The 22,992-nt window shown below is 39.4% G+C and carries 21 protein-coding genes; 2 read left to right on the top strand and 19 right to left on the bottom strand.

Annotated elements, in window-relative coordinates; all coding sequences use genetic code 11:
- Positions 1 to 307: 307 nt before the first annotated feature.
- The 7 genes from glsA to AB3N04_RS09155 form a co-directional block, all read right to left on the bottom strand.
- A complete protein-coding gene (gene glsA / locus AB3N04_RS09125; RefSeq protein WP_368505735.1) occupies positions 308 to 1,246 on the bottom strand; it encodes a glutaminase A in 939 nt (312 codons plus the stop codon).
- Between the two features lie 754 nt (positions 1,247 to 2,000).
- On the bottom strand, positions 2,001 to 2,804 hold the full coding sequence (locus tag AB3N04_RS09130; RefSeq protein ID WP_368505736.1) for a hypothetical protein: 804 nt from the start codon (positions 2,802 to 2,804) through the stop codon (positions 2,001 to 2,003).
- A gap of 83 nt (positions 2,805 to 2,887) precedes the next feature.
- Positions 2,888 to 3,244: a hypothetical protein gene (locus tag AB3N04_RS09135; RefSeq protein ID WP_368505737.1), complete on the bottom strand. Its 357-nt coding sequence runs from the start codon at positions 3,242 to 3,244 to the stop codon at positions 2,888 to 2,890.
- A gap of 58 nt (positions 3,245 to 3,302) precedes the next feature.
- Positions 3,303 to 3,650 carry a hypothetical protein gene (locus AB3N04_RS09140; protein ID WP_368505738.1) on the bottom strand — a complete coding sequence of 116 codons (348 nt, stop codon included), beginning with the start codon at positions 3,648 to 3,650 and terminating at the stop codon, positions 3,303 to 3,305.
- A gap of 44 nt (positions 3,651 to 3,694) precedes the next feature.
- The gene (locus tag AB3N04_RS09145; protein ID WP_368505739.1) at positions 3,695 to 5,272 is read right to left on the bottom strand and encodes an LXG domain-containing protein; all 1,578 of its coding nucleotides are present in this window, start codon (positions 5,270 to 5,272) and stop codon (positions 3,695 to 3,697) included.
- Between the two features lie 320 nt (positions 5,273 to 5,592).
- Positions 5,593 to 6,351 (bottom strand): LamB/YcsF family protein, encoded by a 759-nt coding sequence (locus AB3N04_RS09150; RefSeq protein WP_368505740.1) that lies wholly within the window; start codon positions 6,349 to 6,351, stop codon positions 5,593 to 5,595.
- Between the two features lie 24 nt (positions 6,352 to 6,375).
- Positions 6,376 to 7,602 carry an NRAMP family divalent metal transporter gene (locus tag AB3N04_RS09155; protein ID WP_368505741.1) on the bottom strand — a complete coding sequence of 409 codons (1,227 nt, stop codon included), beginning with the start codon at positions 7,600 to 7,602 and terminating at the stop codon, positions 6,376 to 6,378.
- A gap of 121 nt (positions 7,603 to 7,723) precedes the next feature.
- On the opposite strand from AB3N04_RS09155, the gene AB3N04_RS09160 reads away from it, so the two are divergent.
- A complete protein-coding gene (locus tag AB3N04_RS09160) occupies positions 7,724 to 8,476 on the top strand; it encodes an IclR family transcriptional regulator (protein WP_368505742.1) in 753 nt (250 codons plus the stop codon).
- A gap of 9 nt (positions 8,477 to 8,485) precedes the next feature.
- Here the strand turns inward: AB3N04_RS09160 and AB3N04_RS09165 are convergent, their stop codons facing one another.
- The 6 genes from AB3N04_RS09165 to AB3N04_RS09190 all read right to left on the bottom strand — a co-directional run bounded on the left by AB3N04_RS09165 (position 8,486) and on the right by AB3N04_RS09190 (position 14,352).
- Positions 8,486 to 9,499 (bottom strand): biotin-dependent carboxyltransferase family protein, encoded by a 1,014-nt coding sequence (locus AB3N04_RS09165; RefSeq protein WP_368505743.1) that lies wholly within the window; start codon positions 9,497 to 9,499, stop codon positions 8,486 to 8,488.
- Entirely contained in the window at positions 9,496 to 10,230 is a 735-nt protein-coding gene (gene pxpB, locus AB3N04_RS09170; RefSeq protein ID WP_368505744.1) for a 5-oxoprolinase subunit PxpB, read from the bottom strand. Before pxpB ends, AB3N04_RS09165 begins: the two co-directional genes overlap by 4 nt.
- Before the next feature lie 178 nt (positions 10,231 to 10,408).
- A complete protein-coding gene (locus tag AB3N04_RS09175) occupies positions 10,409 to 11,335 on the bottom strand; it encodes an alpha/beta hydrolase (protein ID WP_368505745.1) in 927 nt (308 codons plus the stop codon).
- A 10-nt stretch (positions 11,336 to 11,345) separates the two neighbouring features.
- Positions 11,346 to 11,870 (bottom strand): hypothetical protein, encoded by a 525-nt coding sequence (locus AB3N04_RS09180; protein ID WP_368505746.1) that lies wholly within the window; start codon positions 11,868 to 11,870, stop codon positions 11,346 to 11,348.
- 133 nt (positions 11,871 to 12,003) lie between these two features.
- Positions 12,004 to 13,098: a PRK06851 family protein gene (locus tag AB3N04_RS09185; RefSeq protein WP_368505748.1), complete on the bottom strand. Its 1,095-nt coding sequence runs from the start codon at positions 13,096 to 13,098 to the stop codon at positions 12,004 to 12,006.
- A gap of 129 nt (positions 13,099 to 13,227) precedes the next feature.
- On the bottom strand, positions 13,228 to 14,352 hold the full coding sequence (locus tag AB3N04_RS09190) for an NADH-dependent flavin oxidoreductase (protein WP_368505749.1): 1,125 nt from the start codon (positions 14,350 to 14,352) through the stop codon (positions 13,228 to 13,230).
- A 216-nt stretch (positions 14,353 to 14,568) separates the two neighbouring features.
- Here AB3N04_RS09190 and dctP point away from each other — a divergent pair, with 216 nt between their 5' ends.
- Positions 14,569 to 15,603 (top strand): TRAP transporter substrate-binding protein DctP, encoded by a 1,035-nt coding sequence (gene dctP / locus AB3N04_RS09195; RefSeq protein ID WP_368505750.1) that lies wholly within the window; start codon positions 14,569 to 14,571, stop codon positions 15,601 to 15,603.
- 244 nt (positions 15,604 to 15,847) lie between these two features.
- On the opposite strand, the gene AB3N04_RS09200 is transcribed toward dctP, so the two are convergent.
- From AB3N04_RS09200 to AB3N04_RS09225, 6 genes are all read right to left on the bottom strand, one after another.
- Complete coding sequence (locus AB3N04_RS09200) at positions 15,848 to 17,020, bottom strand: TraB/GumN family protein (protein WP_368505751.1); 1,173 nt, start codon at positions 17,018 to 17,020, stop codon at positions 15,848 to 15,850.
- 236 nt (positions 17,021 to 17,256) lie between these two features.
- Positions 17,257 to 17,658, bottom strand: coding sequence for a hypothetical protein (locus AB3N04_RS09205; RefSeq protein WP_368505752.1), 402 nt, complete (start codon positions 17,656 to 17,658; stop codon positions 17,257 to 17,259).
- Positions 17,658 to 19,859, bottom strand: coding sequence for an MMPL family transporter (locus AB3N04_RS09210; protein ID WP_368505753.1), 2,202 nt, complete (start codon positions 19,857 to 19,859; stop codon positions 17,658 to 17,660). The genes AB3N04_RS09205 and AB3N04_RS09210 overlap by 1 nt, the downstream gene beginning before the upstream one ends.
- Before the next feature lie 131 nt (positions 19,860 to 19,990).
- Positions 19,991 to 21,400 carry an ATP-binding protein gene (locus AB3N04_RS09215; protein WP_368505754.1) on the bottom strand — a complete coding sequence of 470 codons (1,410 nt, stop codon included), beginning with the start codon at positions 21,398 to 21,400 and terminating at the stop codon, positions 19,991 to 19,993.
- Positions 21,393 to 22,094 carry a response regulator transcription factor gene (locus tag AB3N04_RS09220; RefSeq protein WP_368505755.1) on the bottom strand — a complete coding sequence of 234 codons (702 nt, stop codon included), beginning with the start codon at positions 22,092 to 22,094 and terminating at the stop codon, positions 21,393 to 21,395. The genes AB3N04_RS09215 and AB3N04_RS09220 overlap by 8 nt, the downstream gene beginning before the upstream one ends.
- Positions 22,095 to 22,173: 79 nt before the next feature.
- Complete coding sequence (locus tag AB3N04_RS09225; RefSeq protein WP_368505756.1) at positions 22,174 to 22,992, bottom strand: cytochrome c oxidase assembly protein; 819 nt, start codon at positions 22,990 to 22,992, stop codon at positions 22,174 to 22,176.

Here is a 22,992-nt window from a genome sequence, read left to right on the forward strand (position 1 = left end):
TAACCATAGAGCAGGCGCTTCTCCTGTTTCTTTAATAACACAACTCGAAAACAAAATGCGGATTTTATCTATTTACATGTCTCTTGTCTATGCAACTTATTAATCTTTACGTACACTGTATTATTCTTGACGAAAAGGAGAGACGTTAAGAAGACACAACATTATCTTTTATCTTATTCTTTCATTGTTGTGTACATTTAACTCTCCACCAAACCCGTCATAACCTCCTATTTTTGGCGTCCTCATCAGGGCGCTTTTTTTGTTTTCAAAAAGACCACTCCTCTTAGACGAGAAGTGGTCTTCCTGATCATTGATTAAATAGACTTAAATCCCAACGATCTGAGATTTTCTTTAATAAACGGATACCTGCAATACTATTATTATGTCGGTTAAGGTCTGGGCCTAACACACCGATTCCCATTCGTCCCGGAATCGCGGCCATAATGCCTCCTGAAATACCACTCTTTGCTGGAATTCCTACATCAACAGCAAACGCTCCCGATTGATCATACATGCCACATGTCACCATAAATGTTTTCAATACTTTCACTACTTCTCTTGGAATAAGTTGCTCTTTTGTCTCAAGGTCTTCCCCGTAATTAGCAATCACTGCAGCTATCCGAGAAAGCTCTTCAATTGTCATCTCAATTGAAGTCATCCTCCAATAAATAGGAAGCACATCCTCAAGCTCGCCATCGACATACCCACCATAACGGTTATAGTAGAATAGAGCGCGGTTCAAGTCATGTCCCTCTGCTTGTACAATTTCACGATTATAATCGATCTCTTTATTTCCAGCTAATTTTCTTGTTAAATCAAGAATTCTACTAAACTTATCATCAACTGAATTCCCTTTAATTTGGCCAACCACTGCAATTGCACCTGCATTCACCATAGGATTCAATGGGCCACCATCTTCCTGCAACTCCATCTTACTTAATGAGTGGTAAGGGTCCCCTGTAGGCTCTTTACCGACATGCTGAAATAACTTTTCCTCTCCTTGATCCATTAGAGCAACAGCTAGTGAAATGACTTTTGACATACTCTGGATTGAAAATCTCCCTTCATCATCTCCAGCCTTAACGCACCTTCCATCAAGCCCGGTCATCGCCATTGAAATAGCCCCATGATCCTCATTATCTACTTTCTCAATATAATCAGGGATTTTCCCATCCCTTGCGACTTGCTTTTCTTCTTTAATAATTTTCTCTAAATAAGCCTGTATATCTTCTTTTATTTGATTCATATCCAGTCCTCCCCTGTATATTTTCATTAATTCCCTGAACAGACCAGGCTTAACCAACTTTTTCATAAAAAAGATAAGACATAATACATTTGTTTAAAATAAGACAGTATCAATCTATCAGACTTTTTACTCATTTGAAGCTTGATAGGTTTATAGAATTTAAAAGTTGGCAATTATATAGGTAACATAACAAAAACAAAGACTAAATATAAAAACACTACACACAAGGAGGAGTTATCATGAGTTTAAAAGAGTATATCCAATCAATAAACAATATGTTAGAGGAAGCTAAGAAAGATTTTGTTTCTACACAGAAGTAATTGAGAAACATAAAAAAAGCCAAGAGATCAGCTTTGGATTAAAGCTAAACTCTTGGCTTTTTTGTTGCACACCTTGACCCTGCCACCGTAAAGGCTGTCTTAAATCTATTATTTTATTTTGCGATTCTTGCTCTATTTGGTTTTATATTGTATATATTAGGTAGTTGATTTTAATTTATTTATCTCCTTAACATTTGCATATATCAATTTCTTGGAATATATCGCTTTTTAATACGCATCTTCTACACTTCTATTTGGGCACAGGCACCGTTTTCGCTAAACCTTCATTTAAAAAATGATGAAGAGATCCGCATTCCTACTTGGTATCTACTCTTCATTAAACGATTAAATGACCATCTAGATATGATTGCAAATTGTATTAGAAGAAACAAAAGAAAGCATTCAGATGAAAATCCTCTGAATGCTTTTTGTTTTTATTCACTTATCTGTTTAGCAACTACAGCTATTCCTTGAACCATCGCATTCCATTCATCTGTAGACTCTAGCGTCACTTGAACTGGCAGCTCTTCGCCTTCACGATAACTTACTATCCAAATTCCTTCCTTACCAGGCAAGAAAAATGTAATGTTCTCAAGGGTAGGATCCTCATCAATTGATGGAATATGAAAGAAAGAAATATTGTGGAGAATCCATGCATGATGATCTAGATCCGTTAAAAACATTTGGAAATGGAGCTCTTCTTCAGGAGATAGGTTTGTCACCCTCTGAACCTTCTTTAAATTTCCCCGCACACTTAGTAAGTCAAATGCTTCTTCAGTTAAAGTAAAGGTCCTCTGAATGTCTGGATGCTTTTCACTAAATGCATAATAATCTTTTATCACTTCGGGCGTCTCATCTACTGTCATATAAGCAAATTCATGAATGATATCTCGGTCGATTGAATGAATCAGCCATGTTTCCCCTTCAATATGATGCAAGATTACTGCATGTTGATTTGGCGCATCTGGAACACGAACCATATATTTTGACTCAACATAGGATTTGATAAAGGTCTGCATCTCCTCGCTTAATGGAATCTCCCCGTTCCGTTCAGCTTCTTCTACCCAAAGGTCTTTGACCATTAATTGATGAGCAGTCGCTTCCATCACAGCATCCCACTCTTGTTGAGTTTTTGTCCCTAGTCCTGCCTCTAGAATTCCTTTTGCCACATTCGGAAATCCGTTTAATGATACGAGCAGCGCCAGCTCCTCAGTCGAGCACCTCATAACAAAATTCATTTGCCTATAACACATCCTTCGGTATTGCTTTATATTTCAATGTACTCAATCATTTGATTAGACATCATTCTATTCCTTTTATCTTAAACTAGTTCAATTCCTAGCACTTTCACTATTGTTCTTAGAACAAGCCAAAGTAATCCGTATGCAACAAAGGCTCCTATGCATATACCGATAAAAGTAAAAAAGTATAGGACTTTTGCTGTTAACCAATTATGTTTCTTATAACGCTTATAAAAGTAGGGACCTATACCAAAGAAGCCTTTCATTATCGCATTTGTAAGCTTTTGAAACCCAGTCTCAGCCGGCCTAAAAACTCCCCATTCATAATACTCCACTATGACAGACCCTAAAATTAAAACTAAAAACGCATAACTAATCTGTGTGAGAATAGGCGAGGCAATAATAATGATTAAATTTGATACTTCTGATTCCGTCATTGTACTCCTCGTAGTTATTAATTAGGAACTCTTCCATATTTGTATGCTTAATTGTTGATCAGATTAATACTTTTATAATTATTCTTCCTATTAACCTGATTAAACCAATTAAAATTAGACCAAATACAGTCAAACCAATTAATGTAATTAAATAATATAGTTTTCTTTTTAGAAAACTGTATCTAGAAAAACGATGATAGAAATAAGGACCTATACCTATAATAGATTTCAAAAAGAAATTGGTCGCTTTCTGAAATTTCGTTTCAGCTGGCCTAAATATTCCCCACTCGTAATATTCAATTATAGTCGCCCCTAATATTAAAACTAGAAATCCATAAGAGAGTTGAGCCATAATAATATATGCAAAAAACAACTCAAACCACTCAATAACACCTTCCGACAACATATAAATATCCCCCCTCCAATTACTACTCTTCAGCGTAGTACTAATCAATTAAACCATTTACCTATTGTTGTGGGGGAAAATCCTTTGCTGATATTTTTATATGTTGATTCCGCAACTGAACCTACTTTCTCACCTAAGTTCTTAACCTTGTCTCCTGCTGCTACACTAATAACACTTCCTGCTAACCCCCCTAATGCACCACCGACTATCACTCCAACTGGGCCACCAACACTCCCTATAATTGCCCCAGTTTTTGCACCTAAAGTTATTGCTCCAGCATCTGCTAAGAATCCAGCTGAACTTCTTCCCAACTTTTCACCAAAAGACTTATTTTCATTATTTGGACTAGTAAATTCTGATAAATGCCCTACAAAAGAAACCCCTGTACCCACAATCGGAACCCTTCTCCCTACACTTTGAAGTCCTTTGGCATCAAATACCTGCTTCACAACCTCTTTCGTTCCGGTTGTCAGCCTTGATTGGAAGCTGGTTTGCAGAGTTGAACCTACAATGGATCCGGTGTGGTTTTTCGGGAATCCAGCTAGGTGACTGAGCATATGCGATGGGCTGTTGTAGCTTGCTGCAAACCGCTGGAGCCCCTGGGCCATTGAATTCGTTGGCTGTGACCTTGAAAAATCCAATAAGAAATTTGCCGTTCTTGAGCTGTGCTTGCTTTTACTCGTCCACGACTCATGCGCTCCTACAGAAAAGCGGTAATCACCTTTTAATCTTTGCATAAGAGGCGGCGTTTTTTTGGGAAGGTAGCCAACTTCTAGCTTTCTAGTTAAAAATATCGTTGAAGTCGTCATTGCAGCCTGAGATCCTACTACAGCTAAATCAGAGAAGCCGATCGTTTGATTAGCCGTATTAAAATAGTCTAGTACTCTTCCTACCCAGGAAGGTGATTCGTCTTTATGTTGTAAACTTTGTTCCATGCTTTGACCAGTTTTAGATAATAAAGCCTCGTTAACCATTTTATAACTAGCATCATCCTTTAATTGACCCGATATAAAGGATGAAATCGCAAATCCTTGCTGTGCAAACATATTTGAGATGGTCATCAGGTATTGAGACATCATTCTTAAACTTTGTTCCACCGGATACAAGGCATTTGTTTGTTCGTAGTCGAGATGCATAATGTTCTCACTTGTCTCAGTGACATGCCTTTTCGTCTGATCAATATGCATCAGCACATCCTCATCACTTAATCTGGGCAGCTGCACAATATCAGACACACGCTGCATAATTGAGTTGGCCTGGTCTGTGAAATACATAGTTGTGCTTCTAGTTTGCTCTAACCCCTGGTTTAATTCATCATCTAAAAATTGTTGATGAATGAAGCCATTCGGCGCTGGTTCAAAGAAATACATTGCTCCCTTGATCTGATCAAGAATTGTTGAATACTCATCAATGACCGCTTGAAATAACAATAAAAATGGCTGGTGGCATTCTTCGTAAAACGCACGAATAGCATCAGCCCCGCTCCCTTTAAAGGAATCTTGAAGTGATGTGAATGATTTTATAGCCTGTTCAATTTGTTGGATTTGCTCGCTTTGCTTCATTAGAGTGCGTTTTGTTTCTTCTATTGCTAAATCAAGTGCACTCACATCTAATACTTTCATTTCCCCCATCACCCGCTTTAGATTTTTAAAGAGACGCAGCTTTAAACAGTTTACGATCTATTTTTAGATTTTCCCTTAAATTCCACTTCTTTAGAAATCGTTATTTTTTCACCTTTTTAGCATCTTTTTAACTATAGCACGCTCAATTTATAAACCAATGGGTTAAATGGATTAAATTGTATAGAGAGGATATGACCATAGAACCAATTCATTTAAAGGACACCGAATATAGCACAAGTGTTCCGTACTTATTTGCTCACTTATTCGTTTTTGCTCGCTTAAACGTAAAAAAGAGAGTCAATCGACTCCCTTTCTCTCCATTACTTTATAGACTTTATTGATATTCCTTCATTAACTAAAGTCTCTCTCAAATTTTGGGCAAAAGCCAAAGCATTCTCACCATCTCCGTGGATGCAAACGGTATCAGCTTTTATAGAAATGGTAGAACCATCTACTGCTGTAACCGTCCCTGTTTGTACCATTTGCAACACTTGCTCAACCGCTTTATTCGTATCATGGATTAAGGCATTTGTTTGCGTTCGAGGTGTTAACGACCCGTCAGGCTGATAGGTGCGATCAGCGAACACTTCATTAGCAACATCTAAGCCAAGCTTTTCTCCTTGTTTTGTTAGCTCACTACCTGATAGTCCAAATAATACAAGGGATGGATCGGTATCATACACTGCCTTTGCAATTGCTTCTGCAATAACTGGATCTTTTGCGGCCATATTAAACAGTGCTCCATGTGGCTTCACATGTTTCATTGGTACATCATGTAAGTGACAGAATCCTTTTAAAGCACTAATTTGATAAATAATGAAATGATAGATATCTTCTGGAGTCGTTTGAATCGCTCTTCTACCAAACCCCATCAAATCTTGAAAACCAGGATGAGCACCGATGCTCACCTTTTTTTCCTTTGCCATCTTAACTGTTTCAGCCATTACATTGTGGTCACCTGCATGATAGCCACAAGCTACATTGGCTGAAGAGATATGGTCTAAGATTAATTCATCTTGACCAATTTTATAAGCTCCAAAGCTCTCCCCTAAGTCACAGTTCAAATCAACTCGTTTCATCCTCTCACTCCTATTCTTTCTATATTATTGGAATAATTGTGGAATCATTTGAGTTAACGTATGGATTCCTAAATACGTCGTTAACACTACGATAATTGCGCCAAAGATTGTCATCCAAATTGGGTGTTTGTAATCTCCAACGATCCTCGAACGATGTGCTGCCAGTAATACACATGAAAGTGTTAATGGAAGAATTAAGCCATTAAATGCTCCCGCTAAAATAAGTAATGTAACCGGACGTCCAATGAATGCAAAAATAATTGTTGAGAACACAATAAATCCAATCGTCCAGTAATTTTTATTCTTTTCAATGCTTGAATGAAAGGTCGTTAAGAAAGATACAGATGTATAAGCTGCACCAATAACAGATGTAATACCGGCAAACCATAGTACTAAACCGAAAATGCGATAGCCAACCTCACCTGCGGCAATTTGGAAAACAGAGGCGGTTGGGTTGTCAGCGTTCAAAGCAAAACCAGCTGTGACCACACCTAGCACTGCTAAAAATAAAATAAAGCGCATGATAGAAGCAACAATAATCCCTGATACGGCAGTCTTCGTTACATGACCGATATTTTCTTTCCCAGAAATACCCGCTTCAAGTAAACGGTGACCACCAGCAAAAGTAATATATCCCCCTACAGTCCCTCCAACAACAGTTATTAACGCAAGAAAATCCAATTCGAGTGGTACTACTGTACGGAGTGCTGCCTCTGCGTACGGCGGATTACTTACAAACATCACATAAAGAGTAAGTAAAATCATGACAGCGCCTAGGTATCGTACAATTTTATCCATTGCTACATTTGCTTCTTTAAGAGTAAAGATAACGATACAGATCACACCGGTCATCACAGCCCCGATTCTTGGATCTAGCCCCATTAAAGCATTGACCCCAAGTCCACCGCCGGCTACATTTCCGATATTAAAGGCAAGTCCACCTAATACAATAAAAAAGGCTACAACGTACCCAAGACCGGGGAGAACCGCATTAGCGATTTCTTGACCACGCATTCTTGAGACGGCAATAATTCTCCAAATATTCATCTGAGCTCCAATATCTAAAATAATGGAAGCAAGAATGATGAAGGCAAAGCTTGCAAGCAATTGTTCCGTGAATACGGCTGTTTGTGTTAGAAATCCAGGACCAATGGCTGAAGTTGCCATTAAAAAGGCAGCCCCCATCATCGCACTTAAACGTTGTTTAGCTGTCATGTTTTCTTGTTGGTCTTCAATTGGATTTTGCTTCATTTTATTCACCCTTTCATTTTCTTATTTGAAATAGCTCACTTCATTCTCAGATGTAGACAGCTACGAACTCGTTTAATACAATAAATGAAATAGATAACCCATAAATAAAGGAGCGTTTCTTTTGCAAAACATTAATAAAACCGTCGTAAAATCCATGAAGCTCCTAGATCTTTTTCGTACTCAATCGTCGCTTACTCTAAATGAAATGGTTGAGTTATCTGGTCTTCCTAAAACTTCTACCCACCGTATGATTGTCTCTCTTGAAGAAGTAGGCTTGCTTCAAAAAGATCATACCGGAACGTATTCATTAGGTATGATTTTTCTTGAATTTGGTCAGCTTGTTTCTGATCGTATTGATTTAAGACAACTTGCTCTCCCAATAATGAAAGACCTACGTGATGAGATTGGTGAAGCCGTTAATTTAACCATTAAAGATCGAGCAGAAGCGCTATACATTGAAAAGCTCGACACATCGCATCCGGTTAGACTGTTCACAAAAGTAGGAAGACGTTCCCCTTTATATGCAGGGGCTTGTTCGCGAATTATCCTAGCTAATTTACCTGAAGAAGAAATTGACACTTATTTAAATGGACAAGCCTTACTCCCTTTTGGAGAAGGTACCATCACAGACCCAAACTTACTTCGTGAAATATTAAAAACATCAAGAGTAGAAGGCTATACAGTGAGCCATTCAGAGCTTGAGAATGGAACAACAGCTCTGGCAGCTCCTATTTTTAATTACCAAGGTCACATTGCAGGTGGGCTAAGTATTGCAGGTCCTTCTGATCGTTTTGATGAACAACAACTTGCTACGATGATTCAAAAGGTCAAAGCTTCAGCTGCGAAAATCTCCCATGCGCTTGGCTACAGATAACCCCCGTTTTTACGGGGTCTTTTCATGTCTCTTTACTAACATTCCTACCCTAACGTCATTTAATTCCTTTTCACGACCGATATACAGTTCTTCTGCTTCCATTAAGCTTATTTTTTTAAACGATAGGGTGTCTCCGGGCTTTAATTGTGCGAGAAGCGGGATGTCTACATTAATGACTTGTCCCATTCTAGGGTAACCTCCCGTTGTTTGACGATCAGCTAAAAGGATGATAGGGTTTCCATCTGCAGGTACTTGAACAGTCCCTAATGCTACCGCTTCGGATAGGACTTCAAATGTCTCATCTAGCTTCAATTCAGGACCTTGTAATCGATAACCCATCCGATCAGACTGAGGAGAGATCGTAAACGTTTTCGTAAAAAATTGCTCTTGTGAGTCTGAGTCGAATTGTGTATAGTGCGTTCCAGTGAGAACACGAATAACCGTTTCTTTCTTTTGTGGCTGAATTGAAGTTCTCACCCGCCAAGCCGGCGCATAAAATGATTTTTTTGTATCCCTCGAAAAAAGTGCTGTAAAGTGATCGGCAAGTGGTGATGTTTGGTTATTTAAAGATAGGATGTCTCCTTCTTTTAAGGTACGACCTTTATAGCCACCAATTTCCGCACGCAAATAAGTGCTTTGGCTTTCCATTACCTTCTCAATATTAAATCCTCCAGCAAATGCTAGGTATGCCCGACACCCACTTATACATTTGCCGAACCTGATGACACTACCTTTTTTCACAAAAACCGGTCGCCATGAGGGTAGTTGATAATTCCCAATACTTGGTGAAAGATGTCCTCCGGTAACCGCTATTAACGTATCTTGTTGAACCTCAAGTGCAGGACCGGCCATAGTGATCTCAAGAGCTCCCATTGTTTCGCTGTTTCCAACTAAGAGATTTGCCATTCGCAGTGCGTAGGCGTCCATCGCCCCGCTAACGATCACACCATATTTTTGATAGCCAACTCTTCCTAAATCTTGAATCGTCGTAAGTAGTCCAGGGCGAAGTACTTTTATACTCATGTAATCTTCTCCTTGTACTCGTTATATTCTGCTAAAGTGATTGGTTTGAACTGAATTTTATCACCAGGTTGCAATAAAGTAGGGGGATTATCATTGGGCCAAAAAAGTTCTAATGGTGTGCGTCCTATAATCTGCCAGCCACCTGGTGTATCTAGTGAATAAACTCCCGTCTGCTCGCCTGCGATACCAACCGATCCCCGTGGAATAGACGTTCTAGGATTTGATCTACGAGGGGTGGCAATTTTCTTCGACATCCCACCTAAGTATGGGAATCCGGGGGCAAATCCAATCATGTAAACAAGATAGTCACCTTTTGAATGGATATTAATCACCTCATCGGTAGTTAAATTATTATGTCTTGCAACTACCTCTAGATCTTCTCCATATTCTCCCCCATAAAAAACTGGGATCTCAATCTCTCTAGTCTTTTGCACGATATCTCGTTCCATCTGATTCAGACCATGCTCTACAAAAGAATGCACGATTTCGTATGCAGAACGTAACTCAGCATCCCCTCTATTTTCTCGAACTATTATTGGGTCATAAAAAATGGTTACGCTTGTAAACGCAGACACATACTCAATAAATCCTTTAAAAGGAAATTGATCAAGATAATGATTAAATGCCTGCACTTCATTATGTATCGAAGAGTTAATTTCCCTTCCAAAGGTCACGATAATCGATGTATCACTTAACGGTTCAATCGTTCTATTTTGTTGTATGCCTCCCATGCCCAACCCTCCTATTCCACTATTCGGAACAACCATTCCATATTTAATCATGTTAATTATTATAATTGTTTGACAATACAAAAGCAAATGCTTGAGGAACCACTACATTATCCCCTGTCTATTCATCCCCTATGTAGCTTTCGTGCAAACAAAAAAGCCTTTCAATAGGAGAAAGACTCTATTTTTCAAGATATTGCTTCATTAAATAAAAAATTTGGTCTCTTAGTTGTTTATGTTCATTCATTAACTGGTGATTAGCCCCGCTTACTAAGATAATGTTACTTTCAGGAAGCTTTTGGTGTATAAATGCGCAGTTAAATCTCCAATCGACTGTTCGATCCTCATCCCCTTGGATTATTAGAACGCTTTGGTCAGACTTTGCATACACCTTTACTTTCTGATTCCATAAAAAGAGCGCATTTAACCATTTGAGAGAGAGTTGATGATGTTGCAGTGGGTCCTGTTTAACAAATGAGTGATACTCTTTATTGGAGCTGTTCTTTCTATAATACCGTTTCGTATGTTTAATAAATGGAGGGATCATTTTCTTCCCTACTATCGACGCATGCCAGGCGTAAGAACGAACTAATGGAGCGAGCATCACAACTTTATTAAAGGTATGAGGTTGTTGCGTGAGGATATTCAGTGAGATTGCAGCTCCTGTACTGTGTGCAACCAAGTAGGTTGGATGGTATTCGTTCATGACATACTTTTCACTAATTTCAACCAACACTTCTTGGTAATATGAAAAATCATCAATTGAGATACGGTCACCATCAGAAAGTCCATGACCAGTTAAATCATAGCTCCAGACATGATAGCCATTAGTGGTCAAAAAATTGATTAGGTGACTCATTGATCCTGTATGATCAAAATAACCATGAACAAGTAATATAGTCGCTTGAGGTCTCTTTGGTTTAAAGGATTGCAGAAAGATCTTATACTGATTAATCATTACATAGCCATATGAGTGTTTAATATCGGTTAGCTTGACTCCGTAAAATGTTGTATATGTATCCATTGCTTCTTCCAATGCATCTTCTTGACAAGGAAAGGAAATATTCGTTTGTTGGATGGTAGCTAATGCTTTTTCAATCGGCCTCATACCTATCCCCTCACTTAATCGCTTGTAATTGCTTAAGGCTCACTAAGACATGATCAATAAATTCCGGTAGTTGCTCCATTTGTTCTTCATTAATTTTTGTTGGAAATGTAACAATAACCGTATTATGATAACTTGACCCTTGTTCCTGATAGTGAAATTCAAGCTTTTGCCTGATAGGTTGCTCTAGCTCTGGTTTCCAGATTTCAGTTAATATTTCTTCAATTTCTCGACACTGACGATCCACATCTTCCACTTTCAAGAAAAACTTCACCTTTAATTCACAGCCAATTGTTAAGTTATTACAATCAAGAATCTCTGCCGCTAAATCCTTCACAGATGCCACTAAGTTAATTTCCGCTTCTGGTTTGGAGCGTTCCCTAAGCGAGAATCGTAGCGCAAACTCCCGAGCCATCACAGCCATTTCAAGTCGATCAACTCTATTATGAATTTGAACGATTTGATCTAGGTTATCTAAGTCATAAATATGGTTTTCAATGGCCACTTTCAAGTTTTCAAAAATCGTTGGATCATACATCCATTTCCCTCAATTCTAGAAGTTTGTTCAAATCTTACCATAGTCGCTATAGGATTTCACCTTCGTTAAATAAACGTTTAATTAACGTAAAAACAGGTACTTACTCTCGACATAAGAGCAGTACCCGTTTAATCTACTTTGAAATGTGTTGGTTAAGTTCCCTTAGAATGTCTTCTTTGATCTGATCTACTTTATTGAAATCCATCGCTTTAATATAAATGGCTTCAAGCTGATCTCTTAACATTTTGGCATTTGCTAAATAGGTGATAGCTTCTTTCATTTTGTCCTTATACGATTTAGTCGTTCTTGCTATTTCCTCTGCGTACAACTCATCTGTACCTGGAGTGATGCACCGTTCATATACGTCAACGATATGATCCCCCTCACGCTCCGGGAAGTATTCATGTGGGGCTGTGCTATCAAAGATTGCAATGCTTTTCTCTCTAATAATGACCATATCAAGACTATTAGGATCAAATCCACAGTGATAGACTTCAACATCAAACCCTTTTTCTTCACCAGCGGCTGCAATCTTCTTTAATATCGTTGATTTACCAGAGCCTGCCCGCCCTTTAATAAAGTAACGATCTTGAATATCAGCTGTTAAGTTTTGAATATGATCTACTGCTCCTACTGGTGTAGCTGCACCTAGGAATCGATGTTTCACATTAGCATCTTTCCCTAGATTGTCGTCTCCGTAAAATAGATTGATTAGTTCTGTGGCGAGTTGATCAGCTTTGGCAAAATCCATATTGCTTATATATATGTCTTCAATATCATCGTGAGCTCTTAAGGAAGCAGCAAATGTATCATAAGCTGTATGGAACGCATGAGAGATGGCGGTATTCAAGGTAAGAATCTCTTCTTTATGAGGCATTAATTTATCAGTATCCCACGCCACACCTAAATTCACATATTCTTCTACTACACCAGGCGCCTTGGGTTCAATCACATGTGGGGCCGTGCCATCAACCATTCCAATTCCGTATTTAGGCACAATGACGCCATCGATTGAATTGGTATCAGAGGAGCAGTGTAAAAATTCAATATCAAATCCTTTATCGACCATTTCTTGGCCGATTGCCTTCATTAACGTTGATTTCCCAGTACCTGGACCACCCTTTAAAATAAACAATCGATTCAGTCCATCAATAGCCGAATCATAAAGGCTATAGAACCCCTTAGCTGTGTTCCCCCCAGCATAATAGTTCCGAATTGATCCCTTCACCAAATCACCCTCTCATAATCTTTTAATCAGTTTATGTAGGTAATCTAACAAAGGTTAATGCCTATTTGAGTGAATTTCGGTCTAATAACTTAAAAAGCACCTACACGCTAAGTGCAGGTGCCAAATTGCTTATTCTTCTATAGGGAACCAGCCAGGAGTGTTCATAATCGCACTCCAAAGAACATCCGGCACAACTAATTTTTCTTGATCATTCTTGGTTACGGTAGTCTTAATTTCAGACTCTCTGCCTGCTTGTACTTTTTCGACCCATTTAGGTTCCATAATTAACTCTCTTCCTAAGCTTACAAATGGCACTCCCGAATCTAGAGCTTCTTTTACTTCGTCTGGGGTATGAAGCGATCCAACTCCGATAATTGGTACCTTGTCACCTACACGTTTCGAAATGAGGATAACACGCGACTCCTTATCCTCTTCATCCCGAATCGAGCCTTGCCAGAAGTCTTGAACAGAGATATGAAGATAATCAAGGTCCTGATCTGCTAACACATCAACAAATGTTAATGTATCCTCTATTGTAATCCCAGGGCTCTCTATTTCCTCAGGAGAAATTCTGTAACCTATAATAAACGGCTCTTTGGCATGAGTCGTTACTGTTTCTTTTACTGTCTTAATGACAGCAAGAGGAAACGTCATTCGACTCTCTACACTTCCTCCCCACTTATCGTTGCGACGGTTTGAGTGAGGGGAGAAGAATTGTTGAATGAGATACGTATTGGCACCGTGAATCTCTACTCCATCAAATCCAGCTTCAATAGCACGGCGAGTTGCATCTCCGAAAGCTTGAATAATCGTTTCGATCTCCAAATTTGTTAGTTCTCTTGGTGTAATCGAACCTGGTCGCAGAGCAGCCACGTCACTTGCACTTACAGGCTGATCTCCTACAAGTTCTTCTTTAGGAGCCATTCTTCCCGCATGGAAAATTTGCAGAATAGCTTTCGCTCCTTCTCCTTTAATCGTGTCTGCTAATCTCTTTAAGCTTGGGATCATTTCATCTGAATCGGCACTAATTTCATTTTGAAATCCTTTTCCATCACGTGTTACGTAAGCAACAGCCGTAATAACCGCTCCTACACCACCTGAACGTTCTCTATAGTAATCCAATTCAGCATCAGTTACCTTTCCCTGTTCATCAGAAGCAAAGTTCGTCATAGGGGCCATCATAACTCTATTTTTCAACTCTAATCCACGTTTAAATGTATAGTTAGTAAACAAAGATTTATATTGTTCATTCATCTTACATTCCTCCTAACGATTAAATCCTTTTACGGTTTGTTCTATCATAAAGAGGTTTTATCTTACTTTCAAATATTTTGCTTAGCGAAATAAGATCAAAAAAGATAACAAAAAATTCAAATAATTAGTGTAAAATGATCTAACATAGTTTATAATAGGCAATACATTATCAATTCAACGCTTTTAAGCGTTAAAGATTTAGTAGGGGGAGAGAAGATGAAAAAGAGAAAAATCTTATCAGTCGTATCAACAGCTACTTGTTTACTTTGGTTAACTGCGTGTGGGGGCGCAGATAGTGCTACATCTGAAGCTGAGGCTGCAGAAAACAGCGCAAATGATGACGTAATCACTTTAAAAGTAGGACATATCGCGCCACCTGAGGAAGCTTATTCCCTTGGTTTTGAGGCATATGCAGAAGCCGTAGAAGAAGCAACAGATGGCCAAATACAATTTGAGATTTATGGAAACGGGGCGCTTGGTGGAGAGCGTGAATTATTAGAAGGTGTACAATTGCAGAACTTAGATATGAGTGTTATCACCACTGGAGTCGTGACAAACTTTGTACCAGATGTTACTGCCATTGAATTCCCGTTTTTATTTAGAGACTTAGATCATGCTTACAACACTCTAGACGGAGAAATCGGCCAAGAATTGCTTGATAAGATGAGTGATGCCGGGTTAAAAGGGATTGCTTTCTGGGAAAACGGGCAACGTCATATTGCCAACAATCAACATCCAGTACTTACACCTGATGATCTTAAAGGCTTAAAAATGCGCACCATTGAAAGTGATATTTTACTAGATACATATAGCGCGCTTGGAACGAATGCAACACCAATGGCTTTTCCGGAAGTATACGGAGGATTACAACAGGGCGTTATTGACGGATCAGATTTCTCATACGGGGTGATTTGGAGTACGAATGTTTATGAGCAGGTCGACCATTTTACAGAAGCGGGTCTTTATTACGCATCTGCTACTCTTTTGATGAATGATGACTTATACACATCACTACCCGAAGACATCCAGGAAACGATCATTACTCTAGGGAAAGAATTCGCCCAAACTCAAAGAGAGATTTCTCAAGGACTTGAGGAAGAACAAAAACAACAATTACTAGATAACGGAATTGAGATTGTTTCAGCTGAGGAACTAGATTTAGAGGCCTTCCGCCAACAAGTTGAGCCTGTGTATGAAAAATACGAAGAACAATACGGTGACATTTTAGAGAGAATTGCAAACGTAGAATAAGAAAATGCCTCACCGGCTTGGTGAGGCGTTTTACATGTTGATCGGGGTGCTGAGGCGAATTGAAACCGCACATTTAACGCTGATAAGAATACAATAGTACTCAAGTTTAACGTATATCCTCTAGACTCAGGCGCAATAACTTTTGCTGAAAATCCTTAGGAATCTTTGGCCACTTCTGTGCGGCTTTAAAGTCAATCACAGACCTTCAATCACCTTACCTTTTACTTACAAAGAATTTAAACGTTTACCCAAAAATATTCTGCATAAATTGGCGTACAACGTCTGCTCCTCCAATAACTGTGCCTAGCGTACTACCGAGATTGGTCAGGACAACGACTAGCAAAATACGTGTCACATTATTGCTCCAGAATCCTTTTACCGAGTAGACATCATCTGATAAGCTCTCAAAGTCCGCCACTTTCGGCCTTCTTATATACGCCTCAACAAGTCCTGCGAACCAACCGGCTGCAAGTAACGGATACAATGAAGTCAGCGGAGCTAAAACGAGTGCCGTTACAATCGTCAATGGATGACCAAGCGCAACGGCTGCTCCAATAGCTGCAAAAGCACTATTCCATAGCACCCAACTTAAGGTTAGATTTGCTCCTACTTCAGGATTGGTATAAAAAGCATATCCAATCATACCTAAAATGAGCAGTGGAATCATCCAAGCAATAATGGTCGGAGCTACTGACTTTTTAGGTCTTTCATTTAATTTATCTAGATCATGGTTTTTCTTAATTTGTTCTTTAATACCCGGAACATGGGCAGCCCCTAGAACCGCAACAACTTTATCCCCTGGTGCTTCTTTAATCTTTTGAGCAAGATACTGATCTCGTTCATCAATTAACGGCTTTTTAAGTCTCGGGAATGAGACCGTTAGATCATGTAGCATTGTGTTCAGCATATCTTCTGTCTTCAGACGTTCAAGCTCTTCTTCTGAAATCTCTTCATTGTTAAAAACACTATAAACGATCGACATTAGAAGCTTCGCACGGCCCCATAACCCGACCCCATGCCAAATTCTCGAGAAGGTAATTTGAATATTACGATCTGCAAGCACAAGATCTGCTCCTACCGCTTTTGCTGACTCAATACCCTGAATCATTTCTTGCCCTGGCTTAATATCAAATTGCTTAGCCATTCGTTTTTGGAAAGATGAGATAAATAGGTTCATTAAAAGGAGAGTCGCTTTCTTTTCCTTAATCACCTTAAAAATGTCCATATCTTTCCACTTACTACCAGCTGTAACCGATTGATAACGCTGTTCATCCAATTCAATACATACCGAATCCGGTTGTTCAGCCTCAATGACTTGTTTTACTTCCTCAGCACTCTGCTTAGATACATGAGCTGTACCAATTAAGATAAGCTCCTTACCTTCTAAGTTTATCCTTGTAATGTTCTGCTCGGACATATGTACCTTCCTTTTTATCCATTTCTACCAATTTGTTATTGCTTTATTATCTCAGATTCAAGGGGGAACTACAATTATTCAATTATGTACAACTACAGAACTTCAACCTGAAAATAATAATTTACATTCCTAAACATGATTAGGTAGAGGTCTTTTGGCCTTCAAAGAGCCTTTACCAGTTTTGGTAAAGGCTTTTTTATACCTGAGGAGGAAACAATGAATACTTAAAAACGAAACTATTCTTTTTCTCCTAAATACCTTCCATACACAAACATCATAACAGCAAAGAGTCCGAAGCTAATAATCAACACCGTTCCTCCTACAATGTAGAAGATGAGGCTGAATGTTTCTGGTGCCCATTCAGGCTTAAAGTAGTGCATCCACATGCCAAATGTCAATCCAAAGCTTCCGATCAATGCGGTCCAAACGTGTGCTGCGGCAAGCTTAGAATGCTTTGGAATAGCAAATACGGCATAGAAGATCGCAAAGGCAAATAATGAAAGCCAGCCCACTAGCAAAATGTGGGCATGAATGGCTCTAAATAACATGGAACCTGCTCCTGCCATATGACTTCCTAAAAATGTTCCAATTAACGCGTAAAGGGCTGAAAATCTTAGTAATACTTTCGTTTTATTCATTATGACACCTCTTTTGTTTGTTCTTTCTTAGCCTTAGACGGCCACCAATTCCATTGTTTTAACAAGGTCACAAGCGCTGGAACAAGCATGCCTCTTACTAAAAAGGCATCAAGCAATATACCGATTGAGACAATAAAACCAAACATAAATAACTCTAAAATAGGCTGCGTCATTAATACACCAAACGTTGCTGCTAGTATTAACCCGGCTGATGAGATTACACCGCCTGTTAACGCTACTCCACGTTTCGTTGCTTCTCTTATACTATAGCTTCTGTTCTCCTCCCGAATTCTTGAAATAAGCATGATGTTGTAATCGACTCCTAGTGCGACTAGGAAAACGAATGCATAGAGCGGAATCCGGTAGCTCATCCCCTCATACCCAAAAAAAGTTTCAAAGAAAAACCAGCTTAGTCCTAAGGCTGAAGCATATGATAGTAGGATCGTCGCCATCATATACAATGGTGCAACTAGTGATCTAGTATGGAAAATAAGCATGACAAAAATAACAAGCGTGACCGTAACGATAATAACGAACGTATCCCAATTACTTAGTGCTCGGATGTCAGCTGATTTAGCTGTTTCGCCGCCTATATAGAGTTCATACTCGGCACCAAGTTCGCTTTCAAGGAGCAGCTCACCTCTCCTATCAATTAACTCATCCACTACATCAAGTGACGCCTGATCATAAGGGTTCATCCTTAAGATCATATCAAACTTCAATGCTTCTCCTGTTTCATTTAATACACTTCCTCCATGTGCACTCCCTTCTCTTATTTGCTCTCTATCAGGCAGAGAAGTCGAATCTACCCCATCAATTAGGAGGAGCTGTTCATTTAAAGCTTCAATGGAGTCAAGCTCTGCATCTGTCAATAAAAATCCTTGTTCTGCTTCTATTAAAATAGAGATCGGCGCCAGCTCTCCAGGAGGAAAACGTTCTTCTAGCTGTTCAAACCCTATTCTTGACTTCATGTCTTCAGGAAACGATTGAATAATATTAAATGAGTACTGAGCATTAAACACATTAGACGCATTCACTAATAAGAAAATAAGCACTAAGCCACCTGCTAACAGAGGCTTTTTAGTCACAAAGGATCCGATCGCTGTCCAGAAGCGATTTTTCTCTAAAGTCTCTTCTCCCACTTTCGGAATAAAAGGCCAGAATGAACGGCGGCCGACAATCGTGAAGAGAGCCGGAATTAAGGTTAATCCTGCAAGCAGAACAACAGCAATCGTAATCGCAAAGACGAGTGAAAAGTTTTGATAAGGCCCATATTGAGCTAGTAACAAAACAAGCATCGCAGCAAATACCGTTCCTCCGCTAAAGAAGATCGGCTCGGCCACTTCTTTGACAGCAGCATCCATTGCTTCATGTTTATTTTCTCGCTTTCTTAGCTCTTCACGAAAACGTGAAAAGACAAATAAACTGTAGTCTGTCGTTGCCCCAAATAGAAGGATCATGACAATCGATAAGGATTGTGATTCAATCGTAAGTGCTCCTTGGGCAGCTAACATACCGAGCACTCGATCCACCACCTGATACACAAACGCAACAGCTACTAATGGAATAATAGCAAGCAATGGTGAACGATATATCACAATTAATAAGATCAGAACTAATACAATCGTTGAAAATAATAAAACGAGATCGGCATTCGAGAAAATAGCAATTGTGTCTGAAGCAATCCCTGCTGGTCCAGTGATCATCAGCTTCCCATTATCAAGAACAGTTGAACTGTACTCTTCTATAGCTATGACAGTCTCATTGATTTCATCCATCTCAAGTTGGTCTGCAAGCATTAAAGGAAGGACAAGCGTCGTACCATCTTCTGATAAGAACATCTCCTTCGCATGAGCTGGAAACTGATGAAATGGTATAGCAGACTCTAACCGTTCTTCGGGGATTTCTTCCCCAATCCACTCACTTACTTGATCGACCTCTGTGAACGTAGATTCCTCAAACCCAGATTCATTTTGAAAAACGAGTAAGCCGAGCATTCCCTTATCCTCAGGAAAATAGTGGTTGATTTTCTCTTTCGCAATTACCGATTGGGCCTCTTTTGGAAGATCATTTTCACCAGTATTTACCGTGTAGTCATTCGCAGAAGGTGCGAGACTCAGCACTCCTGCAATAATGACCCAGGTAAGTAAAATGATCCACACCCCTTTTCGGTTCGAGGCAAATGTAGCAATCGTTTTCATGTATTCTCCTCTTTTCTTTCAGCAAATTTCAAGCTTGTATAATTTCTAGCTTCCTAACTTCAAATATAGATTATCACTCTAATATGAACACAAGATGAACAAAAAAAGGCTAGCTATAAAGCCAACCTTTTCTATACTCCATCTTTCTTATTCGATTGCGGCAATGTAAACGTGAAGGTTGTTCCTAATCCCACCTCACTTTTAACATGAATGGAAGACTGGTGAAGCTCAATTATCGATTTAACGATCGACAGTCCTACTCCCGTTCCGACTTTTTTGGAGCGAGCTTTATCAGATTTATAAAACCTTTCCCATATGTAGAAAAGATCCTCCTTTTTGATACCCTCTCCTACATCCACGATGCTCACTTTTACTCTCTCACCTGCCTCAGTAATGTGAATGTATATAGGCTTTTCGGGCGGTGAATGATGGATGGCGTTTTCTATTAGATTAATCAGCACTTGCTCAATCCGGTCTTGATCCGCAAACACAAACACATCGCGAGCTTCTTCCTCTAGTTCAATAAAGAGCTCTGAAGCTTGAAGCTGCGGCTCCATTTTAGCTGCAATTAGACGAACTTGTTCGCTCAAATTATAAAAACTTGGCTTGATCTTTATATGTCCATGTTGAAGCTGTGACATATCTAATAGATCATTTACCAGCTTGCTTAACCGTTCAGTTTCATTTTTCATGATCGTATAATAGTGATTTTTGCGATGCTCCGTGATCGTGCCATCAAGAAGAGCAGTTAGAAAACCTTTAATAGATGTGAGCGGCGACCTTAAGTCATGGGACACATTTGTAATAAAGTCCGTTCTCATCTGTTCAATATTCTCGAGCTCTTTTGCCATGTAATTAAAGGTCGTTCCTAACTGGCCAATCTCATCATTCGTAGCAACTCGTACATGTTGAGAAAAATCGCCTTTAGCTAATTGAAGGGCAATTTGATTCATCTCTCTTAAGGGAGCCGTCAGCCTTGTTGAGATAAACCAGAGAATAAACCCTGTAAGTGACATAGTGATCGTGAAGGTTAAACCAATCATGATCAGCACTTGTTTATACTGATGATCTAATTCATAATACACCATGACCATGACATGAGGTGTGGGGGCATTGACATCAATCGGTTCGGCTAACGTATAAACAAGACGGTTATCCACCCTCATCCCTTCAGCTAGTTCCCCTCCGCTAAGCAGGTCTTCAACCATATGTACATTGACTTTAAGGTGTGGGGCTTGATCATAGCTCGATTGATATACACGGTTTGCCTCTGAATTGTAAATAAAGATGCTATTATTCATTTGACTCAAACTGATGTCGAGTGAGGCATCAAGGACCTCCTCACTCCAGCCTTCCGTTACTGCCAAATCGAAGTGTCCTTCAATCTTCGCTTTTGAATAATCAAACCCCTCTTTAAAGTCATCATACATGTTCACATGAAAAAGATAGAGAAAGATTGAACTAAATAAGAGAAATGAGACAAGGATTATCACAAAATAGGTGACGAACAGCTTTGTAAAAATATTTTGATGTCTAATCATTTTGCTTCTCCATAAACTTATACCCTACGCTACGAATCGTTTTGATCGTCCATTTCGCATCAGCTTCTGTTAACTTCTCGCGAATACGTTTAATATGAACATCGATTGTTCTTGGATCTCCATCAAACCCATAGCCCCAAATCTGATCTAGTAGCTGCTGGCGAGTGAACACTTGATTAGGGTGACTAGCAAGATAATAAATCAAATCCATTTCCTTAGGCGGCATCATCATCTCTCTACTGCCAACAGCTGCCTTATATTGCTTCCTATCAATAACAAGCTCTGAGAGAGAGATAACCTGTTCCTCATCATTTAACAGATCGGCCCTTCTCATAACCGCCTTCATTCTAGCAACCAATTCATTTGGATCAAAAGGCTTCACCACATAATCGTCTGCACCGATGTCGAGCCCTTTAATCTTATCCTGGCTTTCTCCCTTTCCCGTCAGCATAATAATAGGAATCTTCCGGTTATCCCTTCTAATGTCTCGGCACACTTCCCACCCGTTTACCTTGGGCAGCATAATATCTAGGAAAATAAAATTAGGATAAGAGTCAAAATACGCTTCAAGACCTTCTTCCCCGTCATAGGCAATGAGCGTCAAATAGCCTAGTTTCTCCATATATATTTGAATCAGCTCAGCAATATGAGGATCGTCCTCTATAATTAATACCGTTAATGCCTTATGTTTCATCTTCTTACCTCTGTTTATTTAGAATACGTGCTCACTCTATTATAACGAAGGTTTATGAACATAATATGAACAAGCTCTCTTACACAATTTCAGCAGGTGATTGCTTACTCATCTGTACTTTAGGCTTTGTTGCCTTATACCAATGCAAGCAAAGGATGAAAATAATGATGATATCAACAGCATCTCCGCCGTAATACATTAACATTCCTCCACTTTCCGCTTGGGCTCTTTCCACTCCTTGAGGAGGGTTAGCATAAATATATTTTGATAAAATCCCATGGCCTGCTAGTGCAAGGACCAATACTACTGAACGATAAAGATAGCTCCTTATATGAGGCATCGGATCGATATAGATCATTGAAACCGTAAATAGATATCCAGCTAAAAAAACGTGGAAATGAATAAAGATATGTAGAGCCACAATCTCGTGCATCATCAGATAGAGGTCTGTCGTATAGAGAATCCAAAGTCCTCCTACATTTAATAGAGAAGCAATAATTGGGTCTGTAAAAAACGCTGCTACTCTCGTTCGTAATACGTTTGTTACCTTTCTAGCAGCATGGGTAGGCAGTGTACGTAAGAACAAGGTCATAGGCGCTGCAAGAACCATGAAGAGAGGTGCGAGCATTCCCAAAAATAGATGCCCGGCCATATGCCAAACAAAATCCCCATGAGCAAGCTTAGCTAACGGACCTAGAACAGAAATGACCGCTAAAGCTGTTCCAGCCGTCCACAACCCAATTCGATAGACGGGCCATTTTTTATGAGTACGATTAGATATCATGACAGCGGCTAAATATAAAATAAAGAGTACAATAAAGGGAGAGGCTAAAATCCACTCAGCTAGGACAAACCCGTTCTGCTCCATAGCGTGTTGGTGATGATGATGACCTTCCAT

The organism is Alkalihalophilus sp. As8PL (assembly GCF_040939795.1).
Taxonomy (GTDB): Bacteria; Bacillota; Bacilli; order Bacillales; family Bacillaceae_D; genus Alkalihalophilus; species Alkalihalophilus lindianensis.

Excerpts from the sequence above, each read along its gene's own strand:
- AB3N04_RS09130 (WP_368505736.1), bottom strand. The coding sequence starts at position 2,804 with ATGAATTTTGTTATGAGGTGCTCGACTGAGGAGCTGGCGCTGCTCGTA.
- AB3N04_RS09155 (WP_368505741.1), bottom strand. The coding sequence starts at position 7,602 with ATGAAGCAAAATCCAATTGAAGACCAACAAGAAAACATGACAGCTAAA.
- glsA (WP_368505735.1), bottom strand. The coding sequence starts at position 1,246 with ATGAATCAAATAAAAGAAGATATACAGGCTTATTTAGAGAAAATTATT.
- AB3N04_RS09190 (WP_368505749.1), bottom strand. The coding sequence starts at position 14,352 with ATGAATGAACAATATAAATCTTTGTTTACTAACTATACATTTAAACGT.
- AB3N04_RS09145 (WP_368505739.1), bottom strand. The coding sequence starts at position 5,272 with ATGAAAGTATTAGATGTGAGTGCACTTGATTTAGCAATAGAAGAAACA.
- AB3N04_RS09215 (WP_368505754.1), bottom strand. The coding sequence starts at position 21,400 with ATGATTAGACATCAAAATATTTTTACAAAGCTGTTCGTCACCTATTTT.
- AB3N04_RS09150 (WP_368505740.1), bottom strand. The coding sequence starts at position 6,351 with ATGAAACGAGTTGATTTGAACTGTGACTTAGGGGAGAGCTTTGGAGCT.
- AB3N04_RS09205 (WP_368505752.1), bottom strand. The coding sequence starts at position 17,658 with ATGAATAAAACGAAAGTATTACTAAGATTTTCAGCCCTTTACGCGTTA.
- AB3N04_RS09180 (WP_368505746.1), bottom strand. The coding sequence starts at position 11,870 with ATGTATGATCCAACGATTTTTGAAAACTTGAAAGTGGCCATTGAAAAC.
- pxpB (WP_368505744.1), bottom strand. The coding sequence starts at position 10,230 with ATGGGAGGCATACAACAAAATAGAACGATTGAACCGTTAAGTGATACA.
- AB3N04_RS09165 (WP_368505743.1), bottom strand. The coding sequence starts at position 9,499 with ATGAGTATAAAAGTACTTCGCCCTGGACTACTTACGACGATTCAAGAT.
- AB3N04_RS09210 (WP_368505753.1), bottom strand. The coding sequence starts at position 19,859 with ATGAAAACGATTGCTACATTTGCCTCGAACCGAAAAGGGGTGTGGATC.
- AB3N04_RS09140 (WP_368505738.1), bottom strand. The coding sequence starts at position 3,650 with ATGTTGTCGGAAGGTGTTATTGAGTGGTTTGAGTTGTTTTTTGCATAT.
- dctP (WP_368505750.1), top strand. The coding sequence starts at position 14,569 with ATGAAAAAGAGAAAAATCTTATCAGTCGTATCAACAGCTACTTGTTTA.
- AB3N04_RS09200 (WP_368505751.1), bottom strand. The coding sequence starts at position 17,020 with ATGTCCGAGCAGAACATTACAAGGATAAACTTAGAAGGTAAGGAGCTT.
- AB3N04_RS09225 (WP_368505756.1), bottom strand. The coding sequence starts at position 22,992 with ATGGAAGGTCATCATCATCACCAACACGCTATGGAGCAGAACGGGTTT.
- AB3N04_RS09220 (WP_368505755.1), bottom strand. The coding sequence starts at position 22,094 with ATGAAACATAAGGCATTAACGGTATTAATTATAGAGGACGATCCTCAT.
- AB3N04_RS09135 (WP_368505737.1), bottom strand. The coding sequence starts at position 3,244 with ATGACGGAATCAGAAGTATCAAATTTAATCATTATTATTGCCTCGCCT.
- AB3N04_RS09175 (WP_368505745.1), bottom strand. The coding sequence starts at position 11,335 with ATGAGGCCGATTGAAAAAGCATTAGCTACCATCCAACAAACGAATATT.